Annotated in this window: 24 protein-coding genes; 12 read left to right on the top strand and 12 right to left on the bottom strand. The window is 45.4% G+C overall.

Translation table 11 applies throughout. The annotated features are described in order from the left end of the window. Positions 1-2: 2 nt before the first annotated feature. Both HW560_RS18370 and HW560_RS18365 read right to left on the bottom strand, forming a co-directional pair. On the bottom strand, positions 3-461 hold the full coding sequence (locus HW560_RS18370) for an Imm63 family immunity protein (RefSeq protein ID WP_179264201.1): 459 nt from the start codon (positions 459-461) through the stop codon (positions 3-5). Positions 462-527: 66 nt separating this feature from the next. Next, positions 528-1,997, bottom strand: coding sequence for a protein adenylyltransferase SelO (locus HW560_RS18365; RefSeq protein WP_090900150.1), 1,470 nt, complete (start codon positions 1,995-1,997; stop codon positions 528-530). A 224-nt stretch (positions 1,998-2,221) separates the two neighbouring features. Between HW560_RS18365 and HW560_RS18360 the strand changes: the two genes are divergently transcribed. Further along, complete coding sequence (locus HW560_RS18360) at positions 2,222-2,662, top strand: YhfM domain-containing protein (RefSeq protein WP_179264200.1); 441 nt, start codon at positions 2,222-2,224, stop codon at positions 2,660-2,662. A gap of 157 nt (positions 2,663-2,819) precedes the next feature. Here HW560_RS18360 and HW560_RS18355 read toward each other — a convergent pair whose 3' ends face one another. Beyond that, positions 2,820-4,136, bottom strand: a complete 1,317-nt coding sequence (locus HW560_RS18355) for a nucleobase:cation symporter-2 family protein (RefSeq protein ID WP_179264197.1) — start codon at positions 4,134-4,136, stop codon at positions 2,820-2,822. Positions 4,137-4,490: 354 nt separating this feature from the next. On the opposite strand from HW560_RS18355, the gene HW560_RS18350 reads away from it, so the two are divergent. After that, a complete protein-coding gene (locus HW560_RS18350; RefSeq protein ID WP_179264195.1) occupies positions 4,491-5,546 on the top strand; it encodes an S-layer homology domain-containing protein in 1,056 nt (351 codons plus the stop codon). Positions 5,547-5,663: 117 nt separating this feature from the next. Here HW560_RS18350 and HW560_RS18345 read toward each other — a convergent pair whose 3' ends face one another. From HW560_RS18345 to HW560_RS18335, 3 genes are all read right to left on the bottom strand, one after another. Then, positions 5,664-5,975: a Dabb family protein gene (locus HW560_RS18345; RefSeq protein ID WP_256222145.1), complete on the bottom strand. Its 312-nt coding sequence runs from the start codon at positions 5,973-5,975 to the stop codon at positions 5,664-5,666. 30 nt (positions 5,976-6,005) lie between these two features. Further along, the gene (locus tag HW560_RS18340; RefSeq protein WP_177185748.1) at positions 6,006-6,551 is read right to left on the bottom strand and encodes a PadR family transcriptional regulator; all 546 of its coding nucleotides are present in this window, start codon (positions 6,549-6,551) and stop codon (positions 6,006-6,008) included. A 71-nt stretch (positions 6,552-6,622) separates the two neighbouring features. Continuing rightward, complete coding sequence (locus HW560_RS18335; protein ID WP_179264193.1) at positions 6,623-7,780, bottom strand: YhgE/Pip domain-containing protein; 1,158 nt, start codon at positions 7,778-7,780, stop codon at positions 6,623-6,625. A gap of 97 nt (positions 7,781-7,877) precedes the next feature. Between HW560_RS18335 and HW560_RS18330 the strand changes: the two genes are divergently transcribed. Continuing rightward, on the top strand, positions 7,878-9,131 hold the full coding sequence (locus tag HW560_RS18330; protein WP_179264191.1) for a cytochrome P450: 1,254 nt from the start codon (positions 7,878-7,880) through the stop codon (positions 9,129-9,131). A gap of 148 nt (positions 9,132-9,279) precedes the next feature. Here HW560_RS18330 and HW560_RS18325 read toward each other — a convergent pair whose 3' ends face one another. Then, positions 9,280-9,864, bottom strand: coding sequence for a TetR/AcrR family transcriptional regulator (locus tag HW560_RS18325; protein WP_090900174.1), 585 nt, complete (start codon positions 9,862-9,864; stop codon positions 9,280-9,282). Between the two features lie 225 nt (positions 9,865-10,089). Between HW560_RS18325 and HW560_RS18320 the strand changes: the two genes are divergently transcribed. From HW560_RS18320 to HW560_RS18310, 3 genes are all read left to right on the top strand, one after another. Continuing rightward, a complete protein-coding gene (locus HW560_RS18320) occupies positions 10,090-11,217 on the top strand; it encodes an NADH:flavin oxidoreductase (protein WP_257031361.1) in 1,128 nt (375 codons plus the stop codon). Between the two features lie 205 nt (positions 11,218-11,422). Further along, positions 11,423-12,274: an AraC family ligand binding domain-containing protein gene (locus HW560_RS18315; RefSeq protein WP_179264186.1), complete on the top strand. Its 852-nt coding sequence runs from the start codon at positions 11,423-11,425 to the stop codon at positions 12,272-12,274. Further along, on the top strand, positions 12,271-13,194 hold the full coding sequence (locus HW560_RS18310; RefSeq protein ID WP_179264184.1) for a DMT family transporter: 924 nt from the start codon (positions 12,271-12,273) through the stop codon (positions 13,192-13,194). The genes HW560_RS18315 and HW560_RS18310 overlap by 4 nt, the downstream gene beginning before the upstream one ends. Before the next feature lie 100 nt (positions 13,195-13,294). On the opposite strand, the gene HW560_RS18305 is transcribed toward HW560_RS18310, so the two are convergent. After that, positions 13,295-13,990 (bottom strand): pseudouridine synthase, encoded by a 696-nt coding sequence (locus HW560_RS18305; RefSeq protein ID WP_179264182.1) that lies wholly within the window; start codon positions 13,988-13,990, stop codon positions 13,295-13,297. 200 nt (positions 13,991-14,190) lie between these two features. On the opposite strand from HW560_RS18305, the gene HW560_RS18300 reads away from it, so the two are divergent. From HW560_RS18300 to HW560_RS18275, 6 genes are all read left to right on the top strand, one after another. Then, positions 14,191-15,075, top strand: a complete 885-nt coding sequence (locus tag HW560_RS18300; RefSeq protein WP_179264180.1) for a hypothetical protein — start codon at positions 14,191-14,193, stop codon at positions 15,073-15,075. A gap of 72 nt (positions 15,076-15,147) precedes the next feature. Next, positions 15,148-15,783 (top strand): DUF1963 domain-containing protein, encoded by a 636-nt coding sequence (locus HW560_RS18295; protein WP_179264178.1) that lies wholly within the window; start codon positions 15,148-15,150, stop codon positions 15,781-15,783. A 271-nt stretch (positions 15,784-16,054) separates the two neighbouring features. Further along, positions 16,055-17,263: an MFS transporter gene (locus HW560_RS18290; protein ID WP_179264176.1), complete on the top strand. Its 1,209-nt coding sequence runs from the start codon at positions 16,055-16,057 to the stop codon at positions 17,261-17,263. Positions 17,264-17,353: 90 nt separating this feature from the next. After that, positions 17,354-18,592, top strand: a complete 1,239-nt coding sequence (locus HW560_RS18285; RefSeq protein WP_179264174.1) for an aspartate aminotransferase family protein — start codon at positions 17,354-17,356, stop codon at positions 18,590-18,592. Between the two features lie 239 nt (positions 18,593-18,831). Then, a complete protein-coding gene (locus tag HW560_RS18280) occupies positions 18,832-19,881 on the top strand; it encodes a zinc-dependent alcohol dehydrogenase (RefSeq protein WP_079693960.1) in 1,050 nt (349 codons plus the stop codon). Between the two features lie 73 nt (positions 19,882-19,954). After that, positions 19,955-20,680 (top strand): HAD family hydrolase, encoded by a 726-nt coding sequence (locus HW560_RS18275; RefSeq protein WP_179264172.1) that lies wholly within the window; start codon positions 19,955-19,957, stop codon positions 20,678-20,680. Positions 20,681-20,794: 114 nt separating this feature from the next. On the opposite strand, the gene HW560_RS18270 is transcribed toward HW560_RS18275, so the two are convergent. From HW560_RS18270 to HW560_RS18255, 4 genes are all read right to left on the bottom strand, one after another. Continuing rightward, a complete protein-coding gene (locus HW560_RS18270; RefSeq protein ID WP_024630505.1) occupies positions 20,795-20,977 on the bottom strand; it encodes a YjfB family protein in 183 nt (60 codons plus the stop codon). A gap of 109 nt (positions 20,978-21,086) precedes the next feature. Beyond that, positions 21,087-21,347 carry a hypothetical protein gene (locus HW560_RS18265; RefSeq protein ID WP_179264170.1) on the bottom strand — a complete coding sequence of 87 codons (261 nt, stop codon included), beginning with the start codon at positions 21,345-21,347 and terminating at the stop codon, positions 21,087-21,089. A 32-nt stretch (positions 21,348-21,379) separates the two neighbouring features. Further along, complete coding sequence (locus tag HW560_RS18260; protein ID WP_179264168.1) at positions 21,380-22,240, bottom strand: Cof-type HAD-IIB family hydrolase; 861 nt, start codon at positions 22,238-22,240, stop codon at positions 21,380-21,382. 90 nt (positions 22,241-22,330) lie between these two features. Continuing rightward, positions 22,331-22,855, bottom strand: coding sequence for a GNAT family N-acetyltransferase (locus HW560_RS18255; protein ID WP_090900215.1), 525 nt, complete (start codon positions 22,853-22,855; stop codon positions 22,331-22,333). Positions 22,856-22,860: the final 5 nt, after the last annotated feature.

Genomic DNA, 22,860 nt, shown 5'->3' with positions numbered 1-22,860 from the left:
AATCACCTCTCTTTTCTTGGTTCCAGCCTCTCCAGATCATGCCGTTTACCCGTCTGATGCCAATACAAGTAAGGATCACCGAGCTGTTGGAAAGCCTTCTCAACACTTTGGGTCAATTCTTGCGTCACTGCGTTTGTGTAATTCAAGTGTGTCTGTTTATTATCCACACCATATCGTTTCAGCAATTCCACATGCGCTGCCGTAAAAATGATATCCTCCAGCAGCCAGTAGATTACTTCTTCTGTCTGTTTCATTCTTTTTTCCAACATGACCATGCCACGCTCGTATATACGAACTATATATGCATTCTTTTCACTCTCTACATATGGAACACCTTCCCATTTATGGCTCTCAAACAAGCGGTTAACATAGTTCTCCATCTCCTGCCTGCGGAAGGATGTGCGCTCAAGCAACTGAAAAAGAGTTTTTGCAATCTCTGGTTTGCTTCGTATGTTGGACATAAAATCTCCTTTCGACATGATAATGAAAAAGCTGCCAATGGCAGCCTCTTCATAACAATTTTTCAATCAGGTTCCACAAAAAGTCCGGTAGGAGGTATCGCACTGCGTAGGCAGTTCCGCGTACTCAGCCTGTTCGGTAGAATGTGCAAACGGGTTGGAAAGAACTGCAAGAAGTTTCTCCATCACACTAAGATCCCCGTGATTCTCTGCTCGGTCCAGTGCTTCTTCCACCCGATGATTACGAGGAATCACCGCAGGGTTGTTAGACTTCATCAATTGCTGCGATTCTTCTTTCCCTTCCTGTTGTCTGCCCAATCTTGCCTGGCGACGCTCATTCCATTCTGCAAACTCTGAAGTGTCGAACAAGGGAGATCCGTTAAGCGTATCAAAGGTTAGTGCGAGAAACGTATTTGTGTAATCTGCAGTATGCTTCTCCATCAATTCAAGAAGATCCCTGATTAGCACTTCATCCTCAGCCTCTTCATTAAACAAGCCCAGTTTGCTCCGCATTCCCGAGAGCCAGTGGTGATGATACAATTCAGAGAATTGTGCAATGGCATCCTGGGCGATTTGTACAGCCTGATCTTCATCCTCATGCAGCAGTGGCAGTAGCGTCTCGGCAAATCGAGCCAGATTCCAGCCGCCAATATACGGTTGATTTCCATAAGCATATCGACCTTGCGTGTCAATGGAGCTAAATACTGTCGCTGGATTGTAGGCATCCATAAATGCACACGGCCCATAATCGATGGTTTCACCACTGATGGCCATATTATCCGTATTCATTACGCCATGAATGAAACCAACCTGCTGCCACTTAGCAATAAGTGAAGCCTGCCGCTGGATGACTTCCTGAAGCAGCTGCAGATAGCGATTGTCGGCTTCGGCAACATCGGGAAAGTGCCGTTTCAGTGTATAGTCCGCCAATGCTCTGAGCTCATCAATTGATCCCCATCTGGCTGCGTATTGGAAGGTTGCTACACGCAAATGACTTGAAGCTACTCGTGTCAGGATTGCACCAGGGCGCTCTGTTTCACGTGTAATGTTTTCTCCAGTAGACACAACCGCCAAACTTCGCGTTGTTGGAATCCCCAGTGCATACATCGCTTCACTAATAATATACTCTCGCAGCATGGGTCCAACGGCAGCACGTCCATCGCCTCCACGAGAATATGGGGTTCTTCCCGAACCTTTCAGCTGGATGTCCACTCGCTCGCCTTGTGGCGTGATCTGTTCTCCCAGCAGCAAAGCCCGTCCATCACCAAGCATGTTAAAATTGCCGAACTGATGACCTGCATAGGCCTGAGCCAGAGGCTCGGCACCTTCCGGAATCAGGTTTCCTGCAAACACCTCCGCTACTTCATCAGTGTTCAGTGCCTCAACATTCAGCCCCAGGCTGGCTGCAAGCAATGTATTGAAGATGATCAATTTTGGTGATTGAACAGGTACCGCACCCTGATTTGTAAAAAAGGTCTGTGGCAAACGTCCATAACTATTGTCAAAGTGCCAGCCTTTTTTCAACGTTTCTTGTTGCATGGTAATCACAACTCCTTTTCTGTAACCAAGCGATATCAGGATATCTCTTCGTTTTATTTTAGCCTTGTGAACCAATGCTCATTTATGTAGTCGCATGGAAATTCAACGGGAAGAACATGTAGCATGTTCATGATGAAACTTTAGCATATTTATATCCCTTTTGCATTCATCCTGCTGTAACTTTCATACCCCAGGCACCGTTTAAGTTTCAAGGGGGGATCAGATTGAGAAAATATATCTATGTGATTGGCTGTGTGACGCTTTTATTTATGTGCCTTACCGGGTGTTCAGCGGACAACATACAATCAAAGGGAAATCAGGTTATCGTTCAACAACCGGTTGAGAACTCCAATCAATACACCCTGTATAGAAAAATTACCGATCCAGCACAGGTGCAAGCCATCAGGAACATCACCGCCTCTATCCCATCGAACAATACTATAGCGGATATGGTACGGCCTCCGGATTATAAATTCTTTTTCGAGAAAAAGAACACAGATTCCTCAGATAAAAGTGTCATCTATAGCCTCTGGATCAGTCCTAATCAGGATCAAGTTGAAATCATTATTGAAAGCAAGCCTACTTATGTTCAATTAACTAAGAAGAAATCTGCCAAACTTTTCGAACTTATCACAGGGGAAAAGCTTCCGGGGTATGTTGAATAAAAATACCCGATTTTACTCTACGGACTCTGCAGTTTACCCAACATAAAGACCCAAAAGGTTCACTGCGAGGGGTGTCATTCCGATCATTCCACCTCAATGAATACCATCTTGGGTCTGTTCCATTTATTCAGATCGCATACCTGGTAACAAGACAATTTTACGTATGTGCTTCTTGAGCCTGTACAGGCTGTACGGGCAGACTCTCTTTTTTTAATCCAAGGTTAAAGAAGATATTGAGAAGGATGGCACACAGACTACCTGTGATAATACCATCACTAACAATAATGCGAATACTTTGAGGCAGCTGGACAAACAGATCAGGTACAGCCGTAACGCCAAGGCCGAGCGATACCGAACAAGCAACAATTAACAGATTCGTTTGCTTGCTGAAATCCACCTGTTGCAGCATTTTAATCCCGGATGAGACTACCATGCCGAACAGAACAACCGTTGCCCCGCCGAGTACCGCGCTGGGAATAATCGTTGCGAATGCCGCAACTTTGGGGATCAGTCCAAGAAAAATCAGAATACCTCCGGCTGCAACAACCACATTGGTCGTTTTCACTTTGGAGAGCTGAACCAAACCGACATTCTGAGCAAATGTGTTATACGGAAAAGCATTGAAGATACCACCAAGTACAAATGCCAGACCTTCTGCGCGGTATCCTCGTGCCAAATCCTTTTCGTTAATCGGTTGATCACAGATTTTGCTCAAGGCCATAAACACACCTGTAGATTCGATAATGACAACGGTGCCGACAATAATCATGGTAATGATCGGACCGATTTCGAAGGTAGGCCATCCAAAATAAAAGGGCTGGGGCAAATGGAACCAGGAGGCTTCCTGTACAGAGCTGAAATTCACTTTCCCCATGAGGGCAGCGACGAGGGTACCCACAATAATACCAAGGAGGACTGCGAGGGATTTGACAAAGCCGCGAGCATATCGATTCAGCACCAGAATGAAGAGCAGCACCCCGAAAGAGAGAGCCAGATTGTCCAGACTTCCGAAATTTTCGCTGTTTGCTCCGCCTGCCATGTTTTTGATGCCGGTTGGAATCAACGCCAGACCAATAATGGTTACGACTGTTCCAATCACGACGGGAGGAAACAGTTTGACGATTTTACTAAAGAAGACAGCACATATTACGATGAATATCCCTGCTGCTATGATGGAACCGTAAATGGCCGGAATTCCATATTGTGATCCAATCGCAATCATGGGAGTCACAGCAACAAATGAGCTTCCAAGAACTGCTGGCAAGCCAATCCCCAAGTGCTTCCCTTTACGTGCTTGAAGCCATGTCGCGATACCACAGGTTAACAGGTCAATCGATACCAGGTACGCCAATTGTTCTGCAGTCAGGTTTAGCGCCCTCCCCACAAGCAGCGGAACCAAAATGGCCCCGGCATACATCGCCAATACGTGCTGAATTCCCAGTGAAAAAATCCTCATTCTCTTGGTTTCTCTCATCCCTACCTGCCCCCTGTAATTTAGAATCACTTTACCGCTGCAAAAATCATGTTATGTTAATTCACATTATATAAACAATTGCTTCAAGTTCCATGATTCATGTTGCGGAATTGTTACAAAATATAAATAGATTCAGTCTTTTTATGCTTCTTATACAAAATTAACACATAATCGACCTATTATATGTCAGTTAATATAACAACAAAAGTTGAATAACGTTGCACTCTTCATACTTCTTCGCCAAGGATAAATACACGTCACGATTTAGTAGTAAAGATTTCCTTTAGATCAATCTCTTGATCTCTGTTATGATGATTAACGGCAAATTTGAGAAATTCGGGAGGAACTTCCTAGATGAGACAAAATTTTAAAGGTATCACCCTATTTTACTTAACCATGCTTTTAGTGTTACTAGCCTGTCCTTGGAATAAGGCCGCTGCTGCCGATTCCTACAAATCGTTGGACTTATACTATCCAACAGACATTGACGATCACTGGGCATACGATACCCTTGACAACTTCGTTAATGCTGATTTACTAAACGGGTATCCCCTAAGTACTGGCGAAGTGGCTCTCAAGCCCAATCATCCCATTACCCGTGCAGAATTTGTTTCTATTCTTGTACAGGCGGCAGGGCTACATAGCACTGCTCAAGGGAAAGCCTTTAATGATGTGAACGCAGGCAAATGGTATGCCGATGCGGTCCGGATCGCTAGTTCACTTGGCGTAGTTGGAGGCATATCCAGTACTGAATTTGGTCCAGATCTCCCTATCACCCGCGGAGATATTGCCGTTATGGTTGTACGGACTTTCTCCAGCTCCATCCAATTTGGAGGCTCTGCCAAAACCTTTAAGGATGTCCCCAACTATTACGCAGCCTCGGCCATTGCAAAAGCAAGTCAAGCAGGGATCGTTTCGGGTATGACGACCACCACGTTTCAACCGTTTGCGAAAGCCACTCGCGCCCAATCGGTTGTCATGCTAGAGCGGGCTTTACGTTTGGAACAAACCCAGCTTCCTGATACAACTGAACTGATTACTCTGGCTTCCAACGCAACCGAACAGGAGATTACGTCGATGTCTGAACACAGCTACAATCAAGTGTCTGATATCTATGCTACATATTACACCGGTTATCAGCTCTCCTTTAATCTCACTTCACTTGAAGATCTGACATCCGCTCTGGATGAGCAAAGCCAGATGGATATTGATTGGATCTCCAAACCTGTTTTCTCCATTGTGGAGCGCTCCAATCAATATGCCGTATTGGAAGCGAATGGCGGCAAAATTAAAACGAGCATCAATGCAGGTAAGGACCTAAACGAAGAAACCATTTCATTAGACGGGTTGTATAGGCTCAAGAAAATGGATGATAACACCTGGAAAATCTACGCGGTTTTTACCATATGAGGGATAACATCAGAAACACTGATAAATAACAAAAAGCACTGAACCGGGTTCAGTGCTTTTTGTTATTTCAATAAACCATTAAACAGCTATTTCAGGCAACCAGTGATTCCAAGCCCCTCATCTTGAGGGGATCGGATAATCGACCACAATTACATTCTCCACCCACTCATTCAGAGAGGTTACAAATGCCTGATGTGCAGGATGCGGGCCATAAGCACGCAGTGCCTCCTGATCTTCAAACGTCACTCTCAGGCCAAGTGTGAAGCCCTGAATATGATCCGTCTCCTCTGTTACATTAACGCCTGCGGTCAGATCCACAATTCCAGGAATTTGTTCCTGTAAAGCGAGCAATTGAGCCACCAATTCTTGCTGTTTGACCGTAGTGATTTTATCGTTCAATTTAAATGCGACCAAATGTTCATACATCATTTTCTCCTCCTCATTCCTTTAACAAGTTATTCAGCTTTTTAATACTCTGCTCTGAACATGATGCAGCAGCTTCTGTAGCCAGATTATATCACTTTGAATAGAGTGGTAGGCATGATCTCGCATTAACAGGAGTGCATCTTTCAGATCCTCCTGCACATCAATCTCCTGAGGTGTATGAGAATCAATGTATTCCAGCCTCTTATTCATCTTCTCAATAATATCCTCAATCAAATATGCGATTTTCTGATTATCCACCTTATCCAAATGAACCAACGCAGCGTATAAGGACTGTACATTCGTAAACTTCTGAAACACCTTATATATGCTCTCTTCAAGGGACTGACGTCCTTTTTCGGTGATTCCATATGTCGTTTTATCCGGTCGATTTTCAGTCTGAATCGTTTCAACCTTCTCGATCAGGCCCTTCTTCAGCAACACTTCAAAATTATAATAAATGGTGCCTTCCGTAATCTTGGCATCCGTTTGATCCAGATGTTTCCCAATTCGTTTCTTAATATCATAGGGATAACAATTCCCCTCACTTAGTGCACCGAGTATAAAAATTTGAATCGACATTGTGACTGCCCCCATTCTGCTCTTCCAAGGGTACAGCTTCTTCCTGATCGCCTACCCTTATCACTTCTATTTTATATCATAACGGGCTGTTGTACAGGCTCCTGTGTTATATCAGTCTGTTTGGCTTTTTTGAAATGATGAATGGCTGTATTGATCACAAAGGCTCCCAAGCCCACCAATGCCAGTCCAACCGCATATTCTACCGTCTTCCCTCCGCCAAAGAGAATATTATAATCCAGATGTGTTGAATAGAACATCGGTGTAATTTGACTCACGAATTTGAAATATGCTGGCATCATCTCCGGTGACATGGACGTCCCGTTTGCAATGGACTGGCTGAGTACAAATATCATATTGACCAGCATTCCGCCTTGACCGAGAAGCATGATAAAGATGCTGGTGAACTCAATTGACACAAACAGCTGTAAACTGTGGACCATCCACATTTTCATAAACACGTCCACGCCATACCCCTGCACCATAAAATAAATGCCGATCCCTACGAGTGGAGCAACGATGGAAACAAGCAAATTCGTACCTCGCATTGCAAAAAATGCGTTCCATTTCCCCATTTGTCCTTGCAGCTGCTTCATTCCGCCAATGCTTTGCATCGCATAGATCATGGCTCCAACATAGAGCGCCATGGTGATGAACATCGGTGCCATCTGATTCTGCATGCCTGCTGGCTGCGGATTGCTCAGAACGATGTCGGATGACACTTTGCCCATAGTGGATTCCACAATCTGTTTCGATTGCTCGGCAGGAATTTGCATACTGCTCAACACACCCTCGAAGCTCTGTGCCTGAACCTGTGCACCCATCTGCGCGGTGATTTCAGCTGCCACATTTTTCATGGAGCTCGTGATTGTTGTTGGGTTCGATTCATTAATCAGGTATTGTAACTGAGCTTTACCGTCCTGTTCAGACAGTTTCTCCGTAAAATCACCCGGTATACGTATGATCATATGAATATCCCGGTCTTCCAGCCCCGTCTTCGCCTGTTCTAATGATTCGTTGGTAACGACTTTAAATGGCAATTGTTCTTGCAACTTTTGTACAAATTCAGTTCCGGATTGCTGGTCTTCGTTGACAATAGCGACCGTAAGATTCGTTACATTTTTGGGGATTGCGCTATACCCCGACATGAAAACGGTCAACATTACAATTTGGTAAAAAACGATCATAAATATGCCTGCCTTGACTCCACCGTGCTTCAGTATGTTCTTCACTCTCTATTCCACCTTGTTATCTCAATTTAAACTACTTGAATTAAAGTACTCTTGTTTGTTATATTTGTCAATGAGACCAACCAAGGAGGCGAAACGAATGACGAAGAGCTCTATTATTTCTCTGTCTGAAATCACGAATTTCCAATCGAAAGAAGAAGAATTCAGTCCCTACCGTTGGTATCGCAGCATGTTGAATCAGGAACCCGTCATCTACAATGAAGAGACCGATTCCTGGCATGTATTCAGGTATGATCTTGTCAAAACCGTGCTTAATGATCACGAGCACTTCTCCAGTGTGAGAAAAAGATCTATTGTTAACGTGGGATATTCAAGTGAAGAAGAAGGTGCGGACAGTGAGCATCACATGCCGGACAAGCTGGATATTCACAACGTAGATCCGCCGGAACATCGCAAGCGGAGATCATTGCTGGCAAGTGCATTTACACCCAGAAGTCTCAAGCTCTGGGAACCGAGAATCGAGGCTGTGGCTGAAGAGCTGATCAGCGAATTTGAAGGTCAATCAGAAGTGGACATTGTTGAAGCTTATACAAGCATGTTTCCTGTCATTATCATGTCGGACCTGCTCGGCATTCCTTCCAAAGATCGTCATTTGTTCAAGGATTGGGTGGACACCATGTTTATGCCTACTACCGATGCCACTTTTGATCAAATTAACGAAATGAAAAAGATAGCCGGGGAAGAATATTTCAAGTACTTGTATCCCTTCGTTGTGTCCAAAAGGTCCAATCTGGGAGAAGATATCATATCGGACCTGATTCAGGTGGAATTGGATGGCGAGCACTTTACGGATGAAGAGATCGTGCGAACCACCATGTTTATTCTGGGAGCCGACATAGAAACCACAAGCAACCTGCTGGCCAACTCGTTCTATGCTCTTCTGTATGACCAACCGGAATTGTATGCCGAACTCAGGGATAACCTTGAGCTTGTCCCCGCCGCGGTAGAGGAAATGCTGAGATATCGCTTTCACATCAGCAAAATGGACCGTATGGTCAAAGAGGATAACGATCTGCTCGGAGTTAAACTGAAAAAGGGAGACGCTATCGTGGCGTGGATGAGTGCAGCCAATATGGATGAGACCATGTTCGAAGATCCGTTCACTTTGAATATTCATCGAGCGAACAATAATAAACAGCTTGCGTTTGGTTTTGGTACTCACTTCTGTCTGGGGGCTCCTCTGGCCCGTCTAGAGGCCAAAATTGTACTGACCGCATTTCTCAAAACGTTCACCAGCATTGAACCCGTGCAAGGATTCAATCTGGAGGAAAACCTGACCGCTTCTGCGGCCGGACAATCTTTAACAAGCCTTCCGATGAAGTTGTCTAGGTAATTACATCTGACGTAAATGCTTATATGGATATGTCATCTTTACTATAAGTTCTATCGATATTATCAAAACAAAAAGAGCAGATCCCATCTGCTCTTTCTCTCTACCCTTATCCTTATAGATATCCTCTATCCTTCAATTCTACCGTTCGTTAATTCAGCAAACCTGTTCCATTCATCATAAACGGCACCACTCGCTCGGCCAACTCAGCCGGGGATTCCTGCCTCTCCTCCAGATTCCAACGATACGTCACCCCATAGATCGACCAGCTCAGCATCGTTGCCAAATACGCCAATGTTCTGGGTGGCTCCGCACCATGTGTTTGACTCATGGCAAGCTCCAGAACAAGCTTTTCTAACTGAGCCTTAATGTTTTCCTCAAAGATTGGCGCTACGGACTCATATTTCTTGATACACTGGTTGCTTGAATCATGATAATTACATAACGAGATCACCAGTTGCTTCAAGGTCTCTTCGGTCAAATGTGCCTCTACATCAATCTGTTTGAGCACATATTCTTGGAAAGCATAGGACAAAACGGATTCAAGCAGTTCATATTTGTCTGCAAAATGGGCATAAAATGTGGCCCGGTTAATCGTCGCTTTTTGCGTAATATCCTGAACCGTGATAGCAGAGAAATCCTTTTTATTCAAATGATAAAAAAACGCATCCTGAATTAATTGACGGGTTCGAATCACCCGCGGGTCATTGGGATTTGGAGAAAACTCACCTGACATATACAAAGTACCCCTTTTAATCGATCTTGTAATCAACCTTCTCAATGCCTCTATTATAAATAGCTCCTGTTAGGTCAACAAGTAATTCAGGGTTAAACCAACATTATTATGGTCGCTTCGCTTAAGCAACACATTGGTTAAATCGTCGGTTGATACAGGCATTCTCCATTGATACTATTGCACTCGTACCCCGCTTGGAGGTGCACTATTATGGAGGTGTTTGACTTGAGTAATCATCAGCAGCAACAAGTCCAATCGACGGAAAAACTGTTTCAACCTTATACAATTCATCATTTAACCCTGCAGTCACGTATCGTTATGCCCGCAATGGGTCGGGCTTTCTCACCAGATGGTGTGCCAGGCTCCGATGTAGCAGCTTATTATCGCAGACGTGCCGAAAATGGTGTCGGACTTATTATTACCGAAGGTGTAACTATTGACCATCCGGCGGCAACCAGCGAACCACGCGTGCCCCGTTTTCATGGCGAAGAAGCATTAAACGGCTGGGCAGAAGTCGTCAGACAAGTCCATGAAGCCGGGGGCAAGATTTTTCCACAGCTCTGGCATATGGGTATGGCTCGTCCAGCGGGATCACAGCCTTATCCGGAAGTTCCGTCCATTGGGCCGTCCGGTATTGATCTTGAGGGAAACTTGACCGGTGCACCAATGACCGAGGCGGAAATCGTCAACATCATTCAAGCTTTTGTGGACGCAGCAGTTCATGCCAAACGGCTTGGGTTTGACGGCATTGAAATTCAAGGAGCACATGGTTACCTGGTTGACCAATTCTTCTGGGACAGAACAAATACACGGACAGACCGCTATGGCGGCGATCTTATCAAGCGAACGCAATTCGCTACCGAACTTATTCAAGCCATTCGTACAGCCGTGGGTCCCGATTATCCGATTGCCATCCGTTTGTCGCAGTGGAAAATGAGTGATTATGACGTCAAACCGCTGGACACACCGGATAAGCTGGAGCAATTCCTGAATGTGCTGGTAGAGGCCGGCGTCGATATATTCCACTGCTCTACCCGACGTTTCTGGGAGCCGGAATTTGATAGTTCGAAACTTGGATTTGCTGGCTGGGTGAAAAAACTGACAGGCAAACCAACGATAGCTGTGGGCTCTGTCGGTCTGGATAATGAATTCACCAGTCTCTATACGGAAGGTAAAGGTGCAGGACATAAGGATTTGGATGATCTTCTTCATCGGTTGGAACAGGAGGAATTTGATCTGGTTGCCGTTGGACGCGCACTACTTGCTGATCCGACGTGGGCCGTGAAAATCCGTGATGGCCGTGTGAATGAAATTCAGGCCTTTTCACCAGAAGCACTTGCTACGTTGCTATAAGAATAATTTCGGTTCAAATTCATATGGTTATCCATTAAATGAGCTATAATTGAACCAAAATACTCGTCATCCATCTAGTTAGGGACAGCGGGTATTTTGGCTTTTTTACATGTTTGAACAAAACAAAGCGAGCAATATCGTCCAAGAAAGTTCCTTCTTTTCATATTATAATGACATTTAACTTACCAGAAAGAAGGTGCAGCAGGTGACTCGCGAAGTGCGAACCGTCGTGTTCGATACCGATTTACAGCTCGAAGCCTATCAATTCGAAGGCATTATGCAGAAATTCCCCAATCATTTTCATGACTATTACGTCATCGGATTTATTGAGCAAGGCAAGCGCCATCTCGTATGTAATAACGAAGAATATATGCTGAACACTGGAGACATGATTATTTTTAATCCGCATGATCCCCATGCCTGCGAACAGGTGGACGGCAGAACTCTGGATTATCGCTGCATCAACATTCAACCTGAGGTCATGCACCAGTATGTACAGGAAATTACAGGACAAGATTACTTGCCCCGATTTACTTCTCCTGTTCTCTACCAAAGCGAACATGTTGGTTCCTTACACGAACTGCATCAGATGATTTTGGAAGAGCAAGCTGACTTTCACAAAGAAGAGCTGCTGCTCTTTCTGCTGGAACAACTGATGAGAGAATATGCGGATGCCGATCCACCCGTTTCTGCCCAGGACGTCACCATCGAGATCAGACGTATATGCGAGTACATAGAGACTCATTATATGGAGAGCATTACGCTGAACCAGCTGGTCGAGTTAACAGGACTGAGCAAGTATCATCTGTTGCGTTTATTTACCCGTCAAAAAGGGATATCTCCCTACCGCTACCTGGAAACGATTCGCATCAATCAGGCCAAACGTCTATTGGAACAAGGCAATCTCCCAATTGAGGTCGCCGCGCAGACCGGTTTCAGTGACCAGAGTCACTTTACGAATTTTTTCAAAAAGCTGATTGGCTTGACACCCAAGCAATACAGACGCATCTTCAACCATGAAGTGGATTCAAATCGCACAGCGGATGATCTGTCATGACAGGTCAGAACAAACCCTCCACTGGACACCTGCTGGCCTTACTTACGATCCTGATCTGGGGAACAACGTTTATCTCCACTAAGGTGCTGCTGATCGATTTCACCCCGGTGGAAATTCTCTTTTTCCGTTTCGTGATTGGCTATGTAGTGCTCTTCCTGATCTATCCACGGTTGATGCGAATTACCTCGCTCCGAGAAGAAATGCTGTTTATCGGTGCTGGAGTATGCGGAGTTACGTTATATTTTCTTATTGAAAATATTGCACTGGTGTACACCCTCGCTTCCAATGTAGGTGTTATTGTTTCAATTGCCCCCTTCTTTACGGCAGTCCTTGCACATTTCTTTCTGGATGGAGAGACATTGCACAAGCGGTTTATTGTAGGCTTCGCCATTGCCTTGACTGGCATTATCCTGATTGGATTCAACGGCAGTTTCATTCTGCAACTAAATCCGCTGGGCGATCTGCTCGCTTTCGTAGCACCTGCTGTGTGGGCGATCTACTCAGTAATCATGCGCAAAATAGGTGAACTTCCCTATCACACCATCGGTGCAACACGCAAAGTATTTTTTTATGGACTATTATTCATGCTGCCGGCTTTGTTCCTGTTCGAATTCCACTTCGATCTTGGGCGCTTCGCCAACATGGCCAACCTCTCGAATCTTCTCTTTCTCGGGCTGGGTGCCTCGGCCTTATGTTTTGTAACCTGGAACCGGGCAGTGAGTCTGCTGGGAGCCGTCAAAACAAGTGTGTACATTTATTTGGTGCCAGTCATAACTGTCGTCGCTTCTGCACTGATTCTACATGAACGGATTACCTGGATAACGCTGCTCGGAGCTCTATTAACGTTGCTCGGGTCATTTATATCAGAGAAGAAAGTACAAAGAAAAAGAATGCGTAATCCGTTGCCAAAACTTCAATAATATAAGACTTCATCGTCCATAACTCAAGAAAGAGGCATTAATCCATGACGGATTAGTGCCTCTCCTCATTTTGCCGGGGACATTGCTTCGATGCCTTTCCCTAATTCAACATGGATAGAAGGTTCTCCAACTCCTGCTTCTTCAGATGTCTCCATTGTCCACGTTCCAGTCCATCCAGCGTAACATTCATAATTCGGATGCGCTCCAGCTTGAGTACTCTGTAACCCAGAGCCTTGCACATTCTGCGGATTTGCAGATTAAGCCCCTGAGTCAAAATGATACGAAATACGTTCTCACTATGCTGCTGATATACCTCACACGGCTTCGTCACCACGTCCAGAATCTCAACCCCTTGCGACATCGCCCGTACGAATTCGTCTGTCACAGGTTTGTCGACGGTCACTACGTATTCCTTGTCGTGGTTATGCTCCGAACGCATCATCTTGTTCACAATATCTCCGTCATTCGTCAGAAAAATCAAACCCTCGGACGCCTTATCCAGCCTGCCAATCGCAAAGATACGCGAGGGATAATTCACATACTGAATGATGTTTCCCTCCACCTGTTCCGCTGCGGTGCAGACAATGCCGATAGGTTTATTCAGAGCAAGGTAAACAGGCTCGCGATCATTGTAAGGAATCTCCTTACCGTCGATGAGCACGATATCCTCAGGCTCTACGTCCGCACCTTTTTCACATACCTTGCCATTAATCGTGATGCGCCCGGCTGCAATTAATCGGTTCGTTTCCCTGCGGGAGCAATATCCCGTTTCACTGATGTATTTGTTAATTCGCATGCTCCACCACTTCTCATCTGTAATATTGCCGCTGGTCCATTAGCAAGTTCATGTTGTCAGTTCATCTTCTCCGTTCAATGGGTTAGTACCTTGTACTGATTTTCATCCCACATCATCTCACTTATAATGAAACGAAGCAAATGAATTGTTATACGTAAGTACATAGGAGATTAAAAATTAACTTTGGAAAGGAGTTAACCATGGACAAAAAGTGCATGAGAGTGCTTAAAAAGTTATATCTACACACCAATGGTGATTATGACAGAGCACGAGAAGTAATGATCTATCAAACGGATACACTAACTCCAGCCGAACAGGAGCTACTGGCTGCACAAGGTTGGGTGGCTAATGATCTGGAGTTAATCCACCATGATAATATCATTCAACAACTAATCGCTTTCCAGCAGAATGAACGTCTTTCCTGGTCCACGATTACCCAAGCATTTATTGCAGGGGTCGGAGGCAGTTATCCACGAGGCATATCTACGCTCGCAAGCTACCATATGATGACTCACTCGCAGGCGCATGCTTACGAAGAGACCGAACAATTTCTTGCTTGCAGAGTTTGCGGTTTCAGTCATAGTGATGAGAGCTGGAAGAATCTATCCAGTATCCGATACGCCCTCCACCAGGGTTATGATTACAGTGGGTCAAGCGTAGGTGCATACGCCGATCTGACAGAGTTTGTCACCTTACTTGAGCAAGGACCCATTAAAGCGACTTCCGAGGATATCAGCACATTCAATCAACTGCTTTACATGCTGGATCAAGCTGACGCCGAAGAATCCCCGGGAAAATTTGAGAAACGACTCACTGCAGAGAAATTGGTCAAAGGACACGCCGGGATTCGTCGAAGTATTCTTCAAGCGCTGTCCAGGGTAGGTGTGCTGCCCAATCAGGTTCTCTCCCTAAGTACAGACCATTGGACCAACAACGAGCATATCCTGAACGGTGAGTTGCAGCTTAACAATACCAAAGGCCGCTCTGATATGCAGATGCCTTGGGCCGGCTGGCAAGGTAAACTTGGCGTCGATTGGGACAAAGCGCACAAGCTGTTTGGACACGTGATTCAAGTCAAAGATTAAACGTACCGGCCGGTCAAATTTGATGATTGATGTTTGTATAAACAGCTTAATCCAGATAAAAAGGAGTTTCCCATGCACAAAGTTACCCAACTTTTAATTGACCCTGATGTTCTGAACCAGAATACTGGCATATGGATTGGCGGAGAAGTTGCATATGTTACGAATTGGCCGCTTAATTCGGAGGGCCAGCCCTTGTTGCATTTGTTCTCCATCGATTGCAATACACTTTTACAACAGCACCATATCCTTTCTTCTTTGCCACCGGATAAGTATATCTCGGTCTTCTCCACTTATTCCGCTTCAGATTACTTTTTGGATCAGGTAACCTATGCGGGAGATGAGCTGGAGTGGAAGGAGAATATTCTCGCTGGAAGTACATACGTATCCGTAACTTCAGAGCCACTGACTTCCGTATGTCCCATTCAATCCATTCCTTTATGCGGAGTAAGATTGACGGAAATGGAGATTGAGGAACAGGATTTCCCTGCCTTTTCATTTTTCTCTTCCATGCTACCTAACGGTGTAAATGGAATTAGCCATTTGTTAGAGGACTATCAATTCGTAGGTCAGATTTATTCCGCGGATTTCCCCGATCCCTATCAGGATATACTGGGACTTTCCGATGCAACCGGATATTTGTTATTACGAACTGGCCCTGCATCTGCTCAGGCTCCCTTGGATGGGATTTTCTTCGTGCAGACTGCTTAGTGGGGACGATTGCTTAAGTTAAATCATATTCGGATTAATGTTCCCGAACGTCAAGAAGTTTCCTGTCTATTACTGACAAGAAACTTTTTTTGTTTCGACACGAAATCGTTTTAGGTTGAACATTGTGTGAGAAAGATCATTCATTCGTCAAAAGTTAACATTATTTTACAATAAAAAGCATGTACAATTGCATAATTATGGTATAAGTTATATACGAAAGAAACATTATTTACATAATATAAAATTTATATCCATCTTAGGAGGACAACTTATGAGAAGAATTTTCGCTTTAAGCTGCGGTTTTTATCTGTTAATCGGCATAACCAGCGTTGTACTCGGTGCACTTCTACCCGTTTTATTGACACATTACGAGCGTGGTTATAGTGATGGCGGATTTTTGTTGTTTCTGCAGTTCCTCGGTTTTCTTGTCGGGGTGCTTGTTGCTCCTTCCATGACTGCCCGCATCGGCAGAAAATCCATGTTAACCATCGCACTGATCTGTATTGTGGCCGCCTATGCCGTTCTCGGATTTTTGCCATCCTGGACAGTTGTTCTTCTTCTAACCATTATTGTCGGGTTTGGGTCTGGCATCATTGAACCCTCCGTTGGTGCGTTTACGATAGAATTTACGGAAAATCAGAAAGCAGTCGCCATGTCCAAGCTTGATGTGTACTTTGCCCTCGGAGCACTTCTCATTCCGGCAGTCGCTGCCTTATACATTTGGCTGGATCTTTGGCATCTTACGTTTTATACCGTTTCCGCGTTATCCCTTATTCTCATTCTGCTATGGGTAACCATGCCCACCTCCGCCGCTTCTTATCTGAAACAAGCTGGTGAAAATACCGTTGGACATGCAACGGGCAGGGCCCAGTATTCCAGAAAACATCTGGGGCTGCTCACCATTTTCGTCATCTTCTTCTTCGTTTACATGGGTCTGGAGTTAGGCCTGATGAACTTCCTGCCTTCCATCCTGGTCGAACGTTTGCAGTTGCAGGAATCCGTCGCTTCACTCAGCGTATCCATTCTATGGATTGCCATGATTATCGGTCGTCTTTTTTCGGGAAAAATTGCCGAGGCCGTCAACTACATGCCTTTCCTGATCTGGAGTACGGTAGGAACACTTCTGTTCGCCGTTGCCATGGTGTTCGTTACAGGCCAATGGGCAACATATCTGCTAATCTTCGGAACTGGATTGTTCATGTCAGGACTGTTCTGTATCGCACTGGTCTATGCCAACATTCTGATCCCGGGCATGACTGAGCGCACAACCAGCATCCTGATTGCCTCAGGCGGCATCGGTGGCGCCATTCTACAGTATGTCACCGGATGGAGCATGAGTACGTGGCCTGTAGTGAACACGGTCTGGATTTTGGCCGGATTTTGTCTGATTCTGCTCCTCACTCTCGTACTCTCTCATCTCTGGAATGTAAGGAACAGCAGCGTAAGTGGAACTCTCGCACATCAGAGTAAAGAGATTTAAACGTTGCATCCTGAGAGGGGTGATGCCTGCGTAATCCGGAATTATTGATCATCGTTCAGGCTAGTACATTACATTTATGGAGGGAATCGTATGCAAACTTTAACCAAAAACCGCTTCAGAACCGGACAAGGGATTAAGTTGATTGACGATGCTGGCGTTGAATATCTGGATGGCGTATCCGGTACATTTAACCTGTCACTGGGCTACAATCACCCGCATGTCGTGAGCAAAATTCAGGAACAAGTCGGCAATCTGACGCATATGTCTTCCTCCTTCACAGAACCGTATGTGGATGAAGTGCTCGATCATCTGATTGAATATGCTCCAAACGACATTAATGCCGGATGGATGCGGGATATTACGGGTTCAACCGCCAATGAATGTGCCACCAAAATTGCACAGAAATACACGCAATCCACAGACATTATCAGCCTGTACCTGTCCCATCATGGGCAGACCCAATTTGCAACCGGGATTTCGGGAAATGCCTTCCGGCGTAAACGTTTCCCCAACTCGGCTGTTGCCAACTCCGTTCATGTACCTGCACCATACTGCTATCGTTGCCCATTCAAATCTCCAAACGGAGACTGCGGATATCAATGCGTTGAAGCTATCTCCGATGCTATAGAATATGCGAGCTCCGGCTCAGTCGCCTGCATGATTATTGAACCAATCCTCGGCAATGGCGGCAATATCATTCCTCCTGCAGGATATTTCAAGCGCCTGCGTAAACTGTGTGATGAGTACAACATCATTCTTATTGCCGACGAAGTGCAGACCGGAATCGGACGTACTGGATATATGTTCGCCAGCGAACTGTTCGATATCCAGCCAGACATGATTACCCTTGCCAAAGGTCTCGGCGGAATCGGTGTACCTGTTGCTGCGGTATTGATGCAGTCCCGATTGAATGTACTGGAAAAGCATGAACATTCCTTCACCTCAGGAAGCAATCTGATCTCCGTAACCGCTGCCAAATCTACCCTGGAGGTTGTATCCGAACCTGGATTCCTGGATGACGTGAAACGCAAAGGTGAAATTTTAGGTGGATTACTGCAAGATTTGGCCATGAAATATCCAAGCATCGGTGAAGCTCGCGGAGTCGGGCTGATGTGGGGATTAGAAATGGTGGGTGACAATAATGAACCGGATACGGATAAAACCAACGCCATTATTGACCGTGCCTTCACGGATGAGCATCTGATTTTAAGAGGGTCACGTTATGGCTTCGGGAACGTAGTTAAGGTCAGACCATCGCTAACCACAACAGAAGATGAGTTGGTTGAAATTGTAGAGCGACTCGATTCGGTGCTTGCCAGCGTCCATTAAAACATTTCAATGCCATTGCTCGTAGTGGTCGTTTCGGTTACGAATCGTTCTTCTGATCGCTGTTATCCCCGGATTTTTTTGATTTCCCTTTTCCAAGGGAAAAATCCGTTGATAAAGGCGAACGCTCCGCTTCTCCAGAATCGATTTCGTCCCCTTCACTACTTTCGTATCTTGTCAGAAACTGTTTTTAAAATGAATCGCTATAGTTACATTTCATATTATAATAAGGAGGTTTTCACATGTTAGCATTGGTATACAAATCGGCCTGGGATGTAGTGCTTGAAGAACGACCTGTTCCGGAAATCGCAAGAGACAATCAAGTATTGGTTCGAATCCGGGCAACAGGTGTGTGCGGTACCGACCTCGGTATTGTCAGCGGTAAATATCATGCGGTTCCTTCCGTCATTCTTGGTCATGAGTCTGCCGGGGAAGTCATTGCTGTGGGCTCTGCTGTAACAACACTACAACCGGGCGACCGGGTTGTCATCGATCCTACCTATTATTGCGGGCAATGCGACATGTGCAGAACAGGCAGACAAAATCACTGCACACATAAATCGGTTACAGAGACAGGTGTGAGCGCTGACGGTACATTTACGGATTATTATGTAACCGAGGATCGCTTTTTGTATAAATTGAAGGACCATGTGAGTTACGAGGAAGCGACGCTGACCGAACCTCTGAGCTGCATGCTTACAGGTATTAATCAGATCCATCTGCTGCCGAATTTTAGAACCATTATCCTCGGTGCGGGCCCGATTGGCATTCTTTACAGCTATGCCCTCGCTTCCAAAGGTGTCACTGGCTGTCTCGTCGACATCTCGGAAGAACGTCTGGCTATTGCAGGTTCGATTGCACCGGACCGATGGGAGGTTCATTCATCCTTTGAAAATGCGATAGAATCACTGGCACCCACAACCAATCAGGTTGATATGATTGTGGATACGACAGGTGTCGTGGGTACACAAGTGCTTTCGCAACTCGCCAGCGGCGGTTATCTCATGCTGGTCGGTCTGAGAGATGGAAACACTTCGTTCAATCCCAAGGAAGTTGTGGACCGCAGTCTGAAAATCATTGGCTCCATCGACTCCCTGGGCACATTCGCAACAGCACATTACATGATTGAGCAACAGATTATCCCGGCGAAAAAAATTATCACCCACTCGTTCCCGTTGGAGGATTACGAAGAAGCATTCCGCACGCTTGGCTGCGATATTCAGGGGCGTACACTTCAAGCTTCTTCACATGCGATCAAAGTGGTGCTGCAATCCAGCGGTTCCAGTATCTAATGTAGCAAGTTCATCATAATTGAGATAAATTAGAGATAATTGCTTACAGAATCCTGGAGGAGGAATACAACATATGGTAGCAAACAAGGAGTTTGAAGGGCTGGGAGAGTCGAAGGATGACAGCATTCAGGCGGTCATTTTTGACATGGATGGCGTACTGATTGACAGCGAACCGATTTATTTCGAGATTGAACGCAGCTCTTTTGCCCATTTCGGCGCGAAGATGACGGAGGAAGAACATCACACCTATGTTGGAGTCACGCTGGAATCGATGTGGCGGCAAGTATTGGACAAGCACCAGTTGACGGCTACCGTGGAAGAAGCCCTCGCCTACCATCAACATAATGTGATGCAGACGATGCTGGCTCACCCGAAGCTAACAGCCATGCCTTCCGTTGAACGCTGGTTAAGCTGGCTGCATGAGCAGCACATTCCGATAGCCGTTGCTTCTTCATCTCCACGTGCACTGATCGACCTGATCATGGACAAGACCGGACTTGGAAAATACTTTGAGGTCCGAATGACAGGTGAGGAAGTTACAAACGGCAAACCGGCTCCGGATATTTTCCTGACTACAGCTGAAATGATTGGAGCATCCCCTTCGAACTGTCTCGTCATTGAGGATTCGCGCAATGGAGTTCAGGCCGCCAAAAGTGCAGGTATGCGCTGCATCGGATACCGTAATCCGGGATCAGGTGACCAGGACTTATCCAAAGCCGATCTTCAGATTTCCAGTTACGATGAGTTATGGACGCTGAAAGAGACACTTCCGTTGAAAGGCAGATCGCCAAGCTTGTAGGAAATCATCTAAAACGAAAATAAACAACCCAAACGGCTTCAATTCCTTGGAATTGAAGCCGTTTGGGTTCTGCTTGCTGCATATTTAACGCGAGAACGAAAACTCAAATATCTTCTAGACCGAAATATCCAGACTTCCACCCAGATTGGGATGAGGAGCAGGAACCGACTTTAACATTTCTGTTAGTTGCTGACCTTGCTGCTCTGCCATGTCTTTCGACATGGACATGACTTGCAAGCTCGCCGACTGTGCCACTGAGACTTGACTCATAGCCATTGATAATGCTGCAATATCCATGTTCTGCACTCCTTTCGTTTTCTGGTCTATAGGCATACCTATTTTATATCGGTCAGATGGGAGAAAATATGTAATCCTCTCCTTCATATTCATCAGCTTAACATTCGCCCTAACCCAAATATTTCAATACCCCATCCGTTTCTTTGGCTCTTAAGGTTACTTTGGCTAATAACTGTTCGGGTTGCTGAAAATCCTCTTTGATCTCTGCCATCATTTCCTTCACCATCTCTTCCAGTTGCGCTAAAGTTGTTTCTTTAGGTAAAATCCGAGTTCTTGCGATCTCATGTTTACGAAAAGAATCATCGTACGATGGCACGGTTTCCTGACCGAATGCACTAATTTCCAGCTCCACTTTTATTCCTTCCGACATGGGTTTCACCTCTTCCACTCGTTTGGGGTTGATTAGGCCTCAATCAATCCATATTTTACAAAACTGTGGTATAAACCATCTTCTTCAATAGTTCCAGTTATATCATCTGCAATGGCTTTGAGACCTGGCTTGGCATTACCCATCGCAATCCCTACAGCACAATACTCCAGCATCTCGGCATCATTCATGCCGTCCCCAATGGCGAGTGTATCTTCACGTGACATATCCAGATGCTCCAACAGATCTGCAATTGCAATGGCTTTATGAATGCCCGGGATCATCAGTTCACCGCTTCCTTCCCCGAAGATGGGCACCGTGCACTGAATGACTTCGAATTTGCCTTCGAACTCCTGCTTGATTCGATCGAATGGAATTGTGGAGCTTTCCAGAAAACAAACTTTGTTCACGTCGTCCTTGTATAAATCAGCTTCACCATAAGTCAAACCGGCAATAAACGGATGCGGCTTTTGTTCTTTTTTTGCTCTGGCATTCGGATCATTCTCCACATCACCATAGATACGACGTTCCAGATGAGGTTGAAGATTGGGGCTTGCGTACAAGGCCGAATTCGATTCCAGGTAGAAGTCAATCTGGTGTTCATTGAAGAAAGCGACCATATGCCGTACATCTTCTGCCGTTACCCTTTTGTGATACAGCACATCCTGACCGAATTCAACATATCCACCACCGGCACCGATCAGACCGTCAAATCCTACATCCCATATCGATTCGTAGATTTCCGCCTTCGATCGCCCTGTACATAAATAGAGCAAATGTCCATTTTCACGTGCCTGTTTGCACGCCTGTTGTGCAGACAACGGAATATTACCGTCATCATCTACCAATGTGCCATCAATATCTATAAAAACAATCTTTCGATTCGTTGTACTCATCTCGTATCCCCCATTAAAGTAATCCAAGCGCATCACGCTATCTTCCCTTCGGTATCCACAGTTCGTACATCAAAGTAATCATAGTCATAATCACTTATTTTGCAGCAATTTGTCCATATGCACCGTCTGCCAATCATCGTCCTGCTCCACTACAACCACATATCCCTGACGTTTCCAGAAATCCACGGCTCCAGGCAAAAAGCGATGTGTATGCAAATACAACGTTGTATAGTGCAGTTCTGCCACCACGTTCTCCAGTTCTCTTACGAGGAGTGAACCGATACCGTATCTGCGATATTTAGAATCCACATAACATTTCACAATTTCGGCAGCAGACTGCTCAGGATATCGTCCATTCAGAACTTCGATACGCCCATTATAAGGCAGGATGCCAATGGAACCCACAATCTCTTTGTCTTCGGTGACAGCAACCAGAAATATAGCATCGGCTGCATCCAGATAACGTTCTTTGAATTGCTCCAGATCTACAGGTAATTTCCCATGATCCAGCATTGGAAATACTTCTTTGCGAACACGCATGGCAAAATCAATTGCATCATTCATTTGGTGTTCCTGAATAGCTATCACTCTCGGTGTGGCCTGAAGGTGTGTCATAAAAT

It is taken from the genome of Paenibacillus sp. E222 (genome assembly GCF_013401555.1).
Lineage (GTDB): Bacteria > Bacillota > Bacilli > Paenibacillales > Paenibacillaceae > Paenibacillus.
The sequence above is the reverse complement of the archived record's forward strand: the minus strand, read 5'-3'. Positions and strand labels throughout refer to the sequence as shown.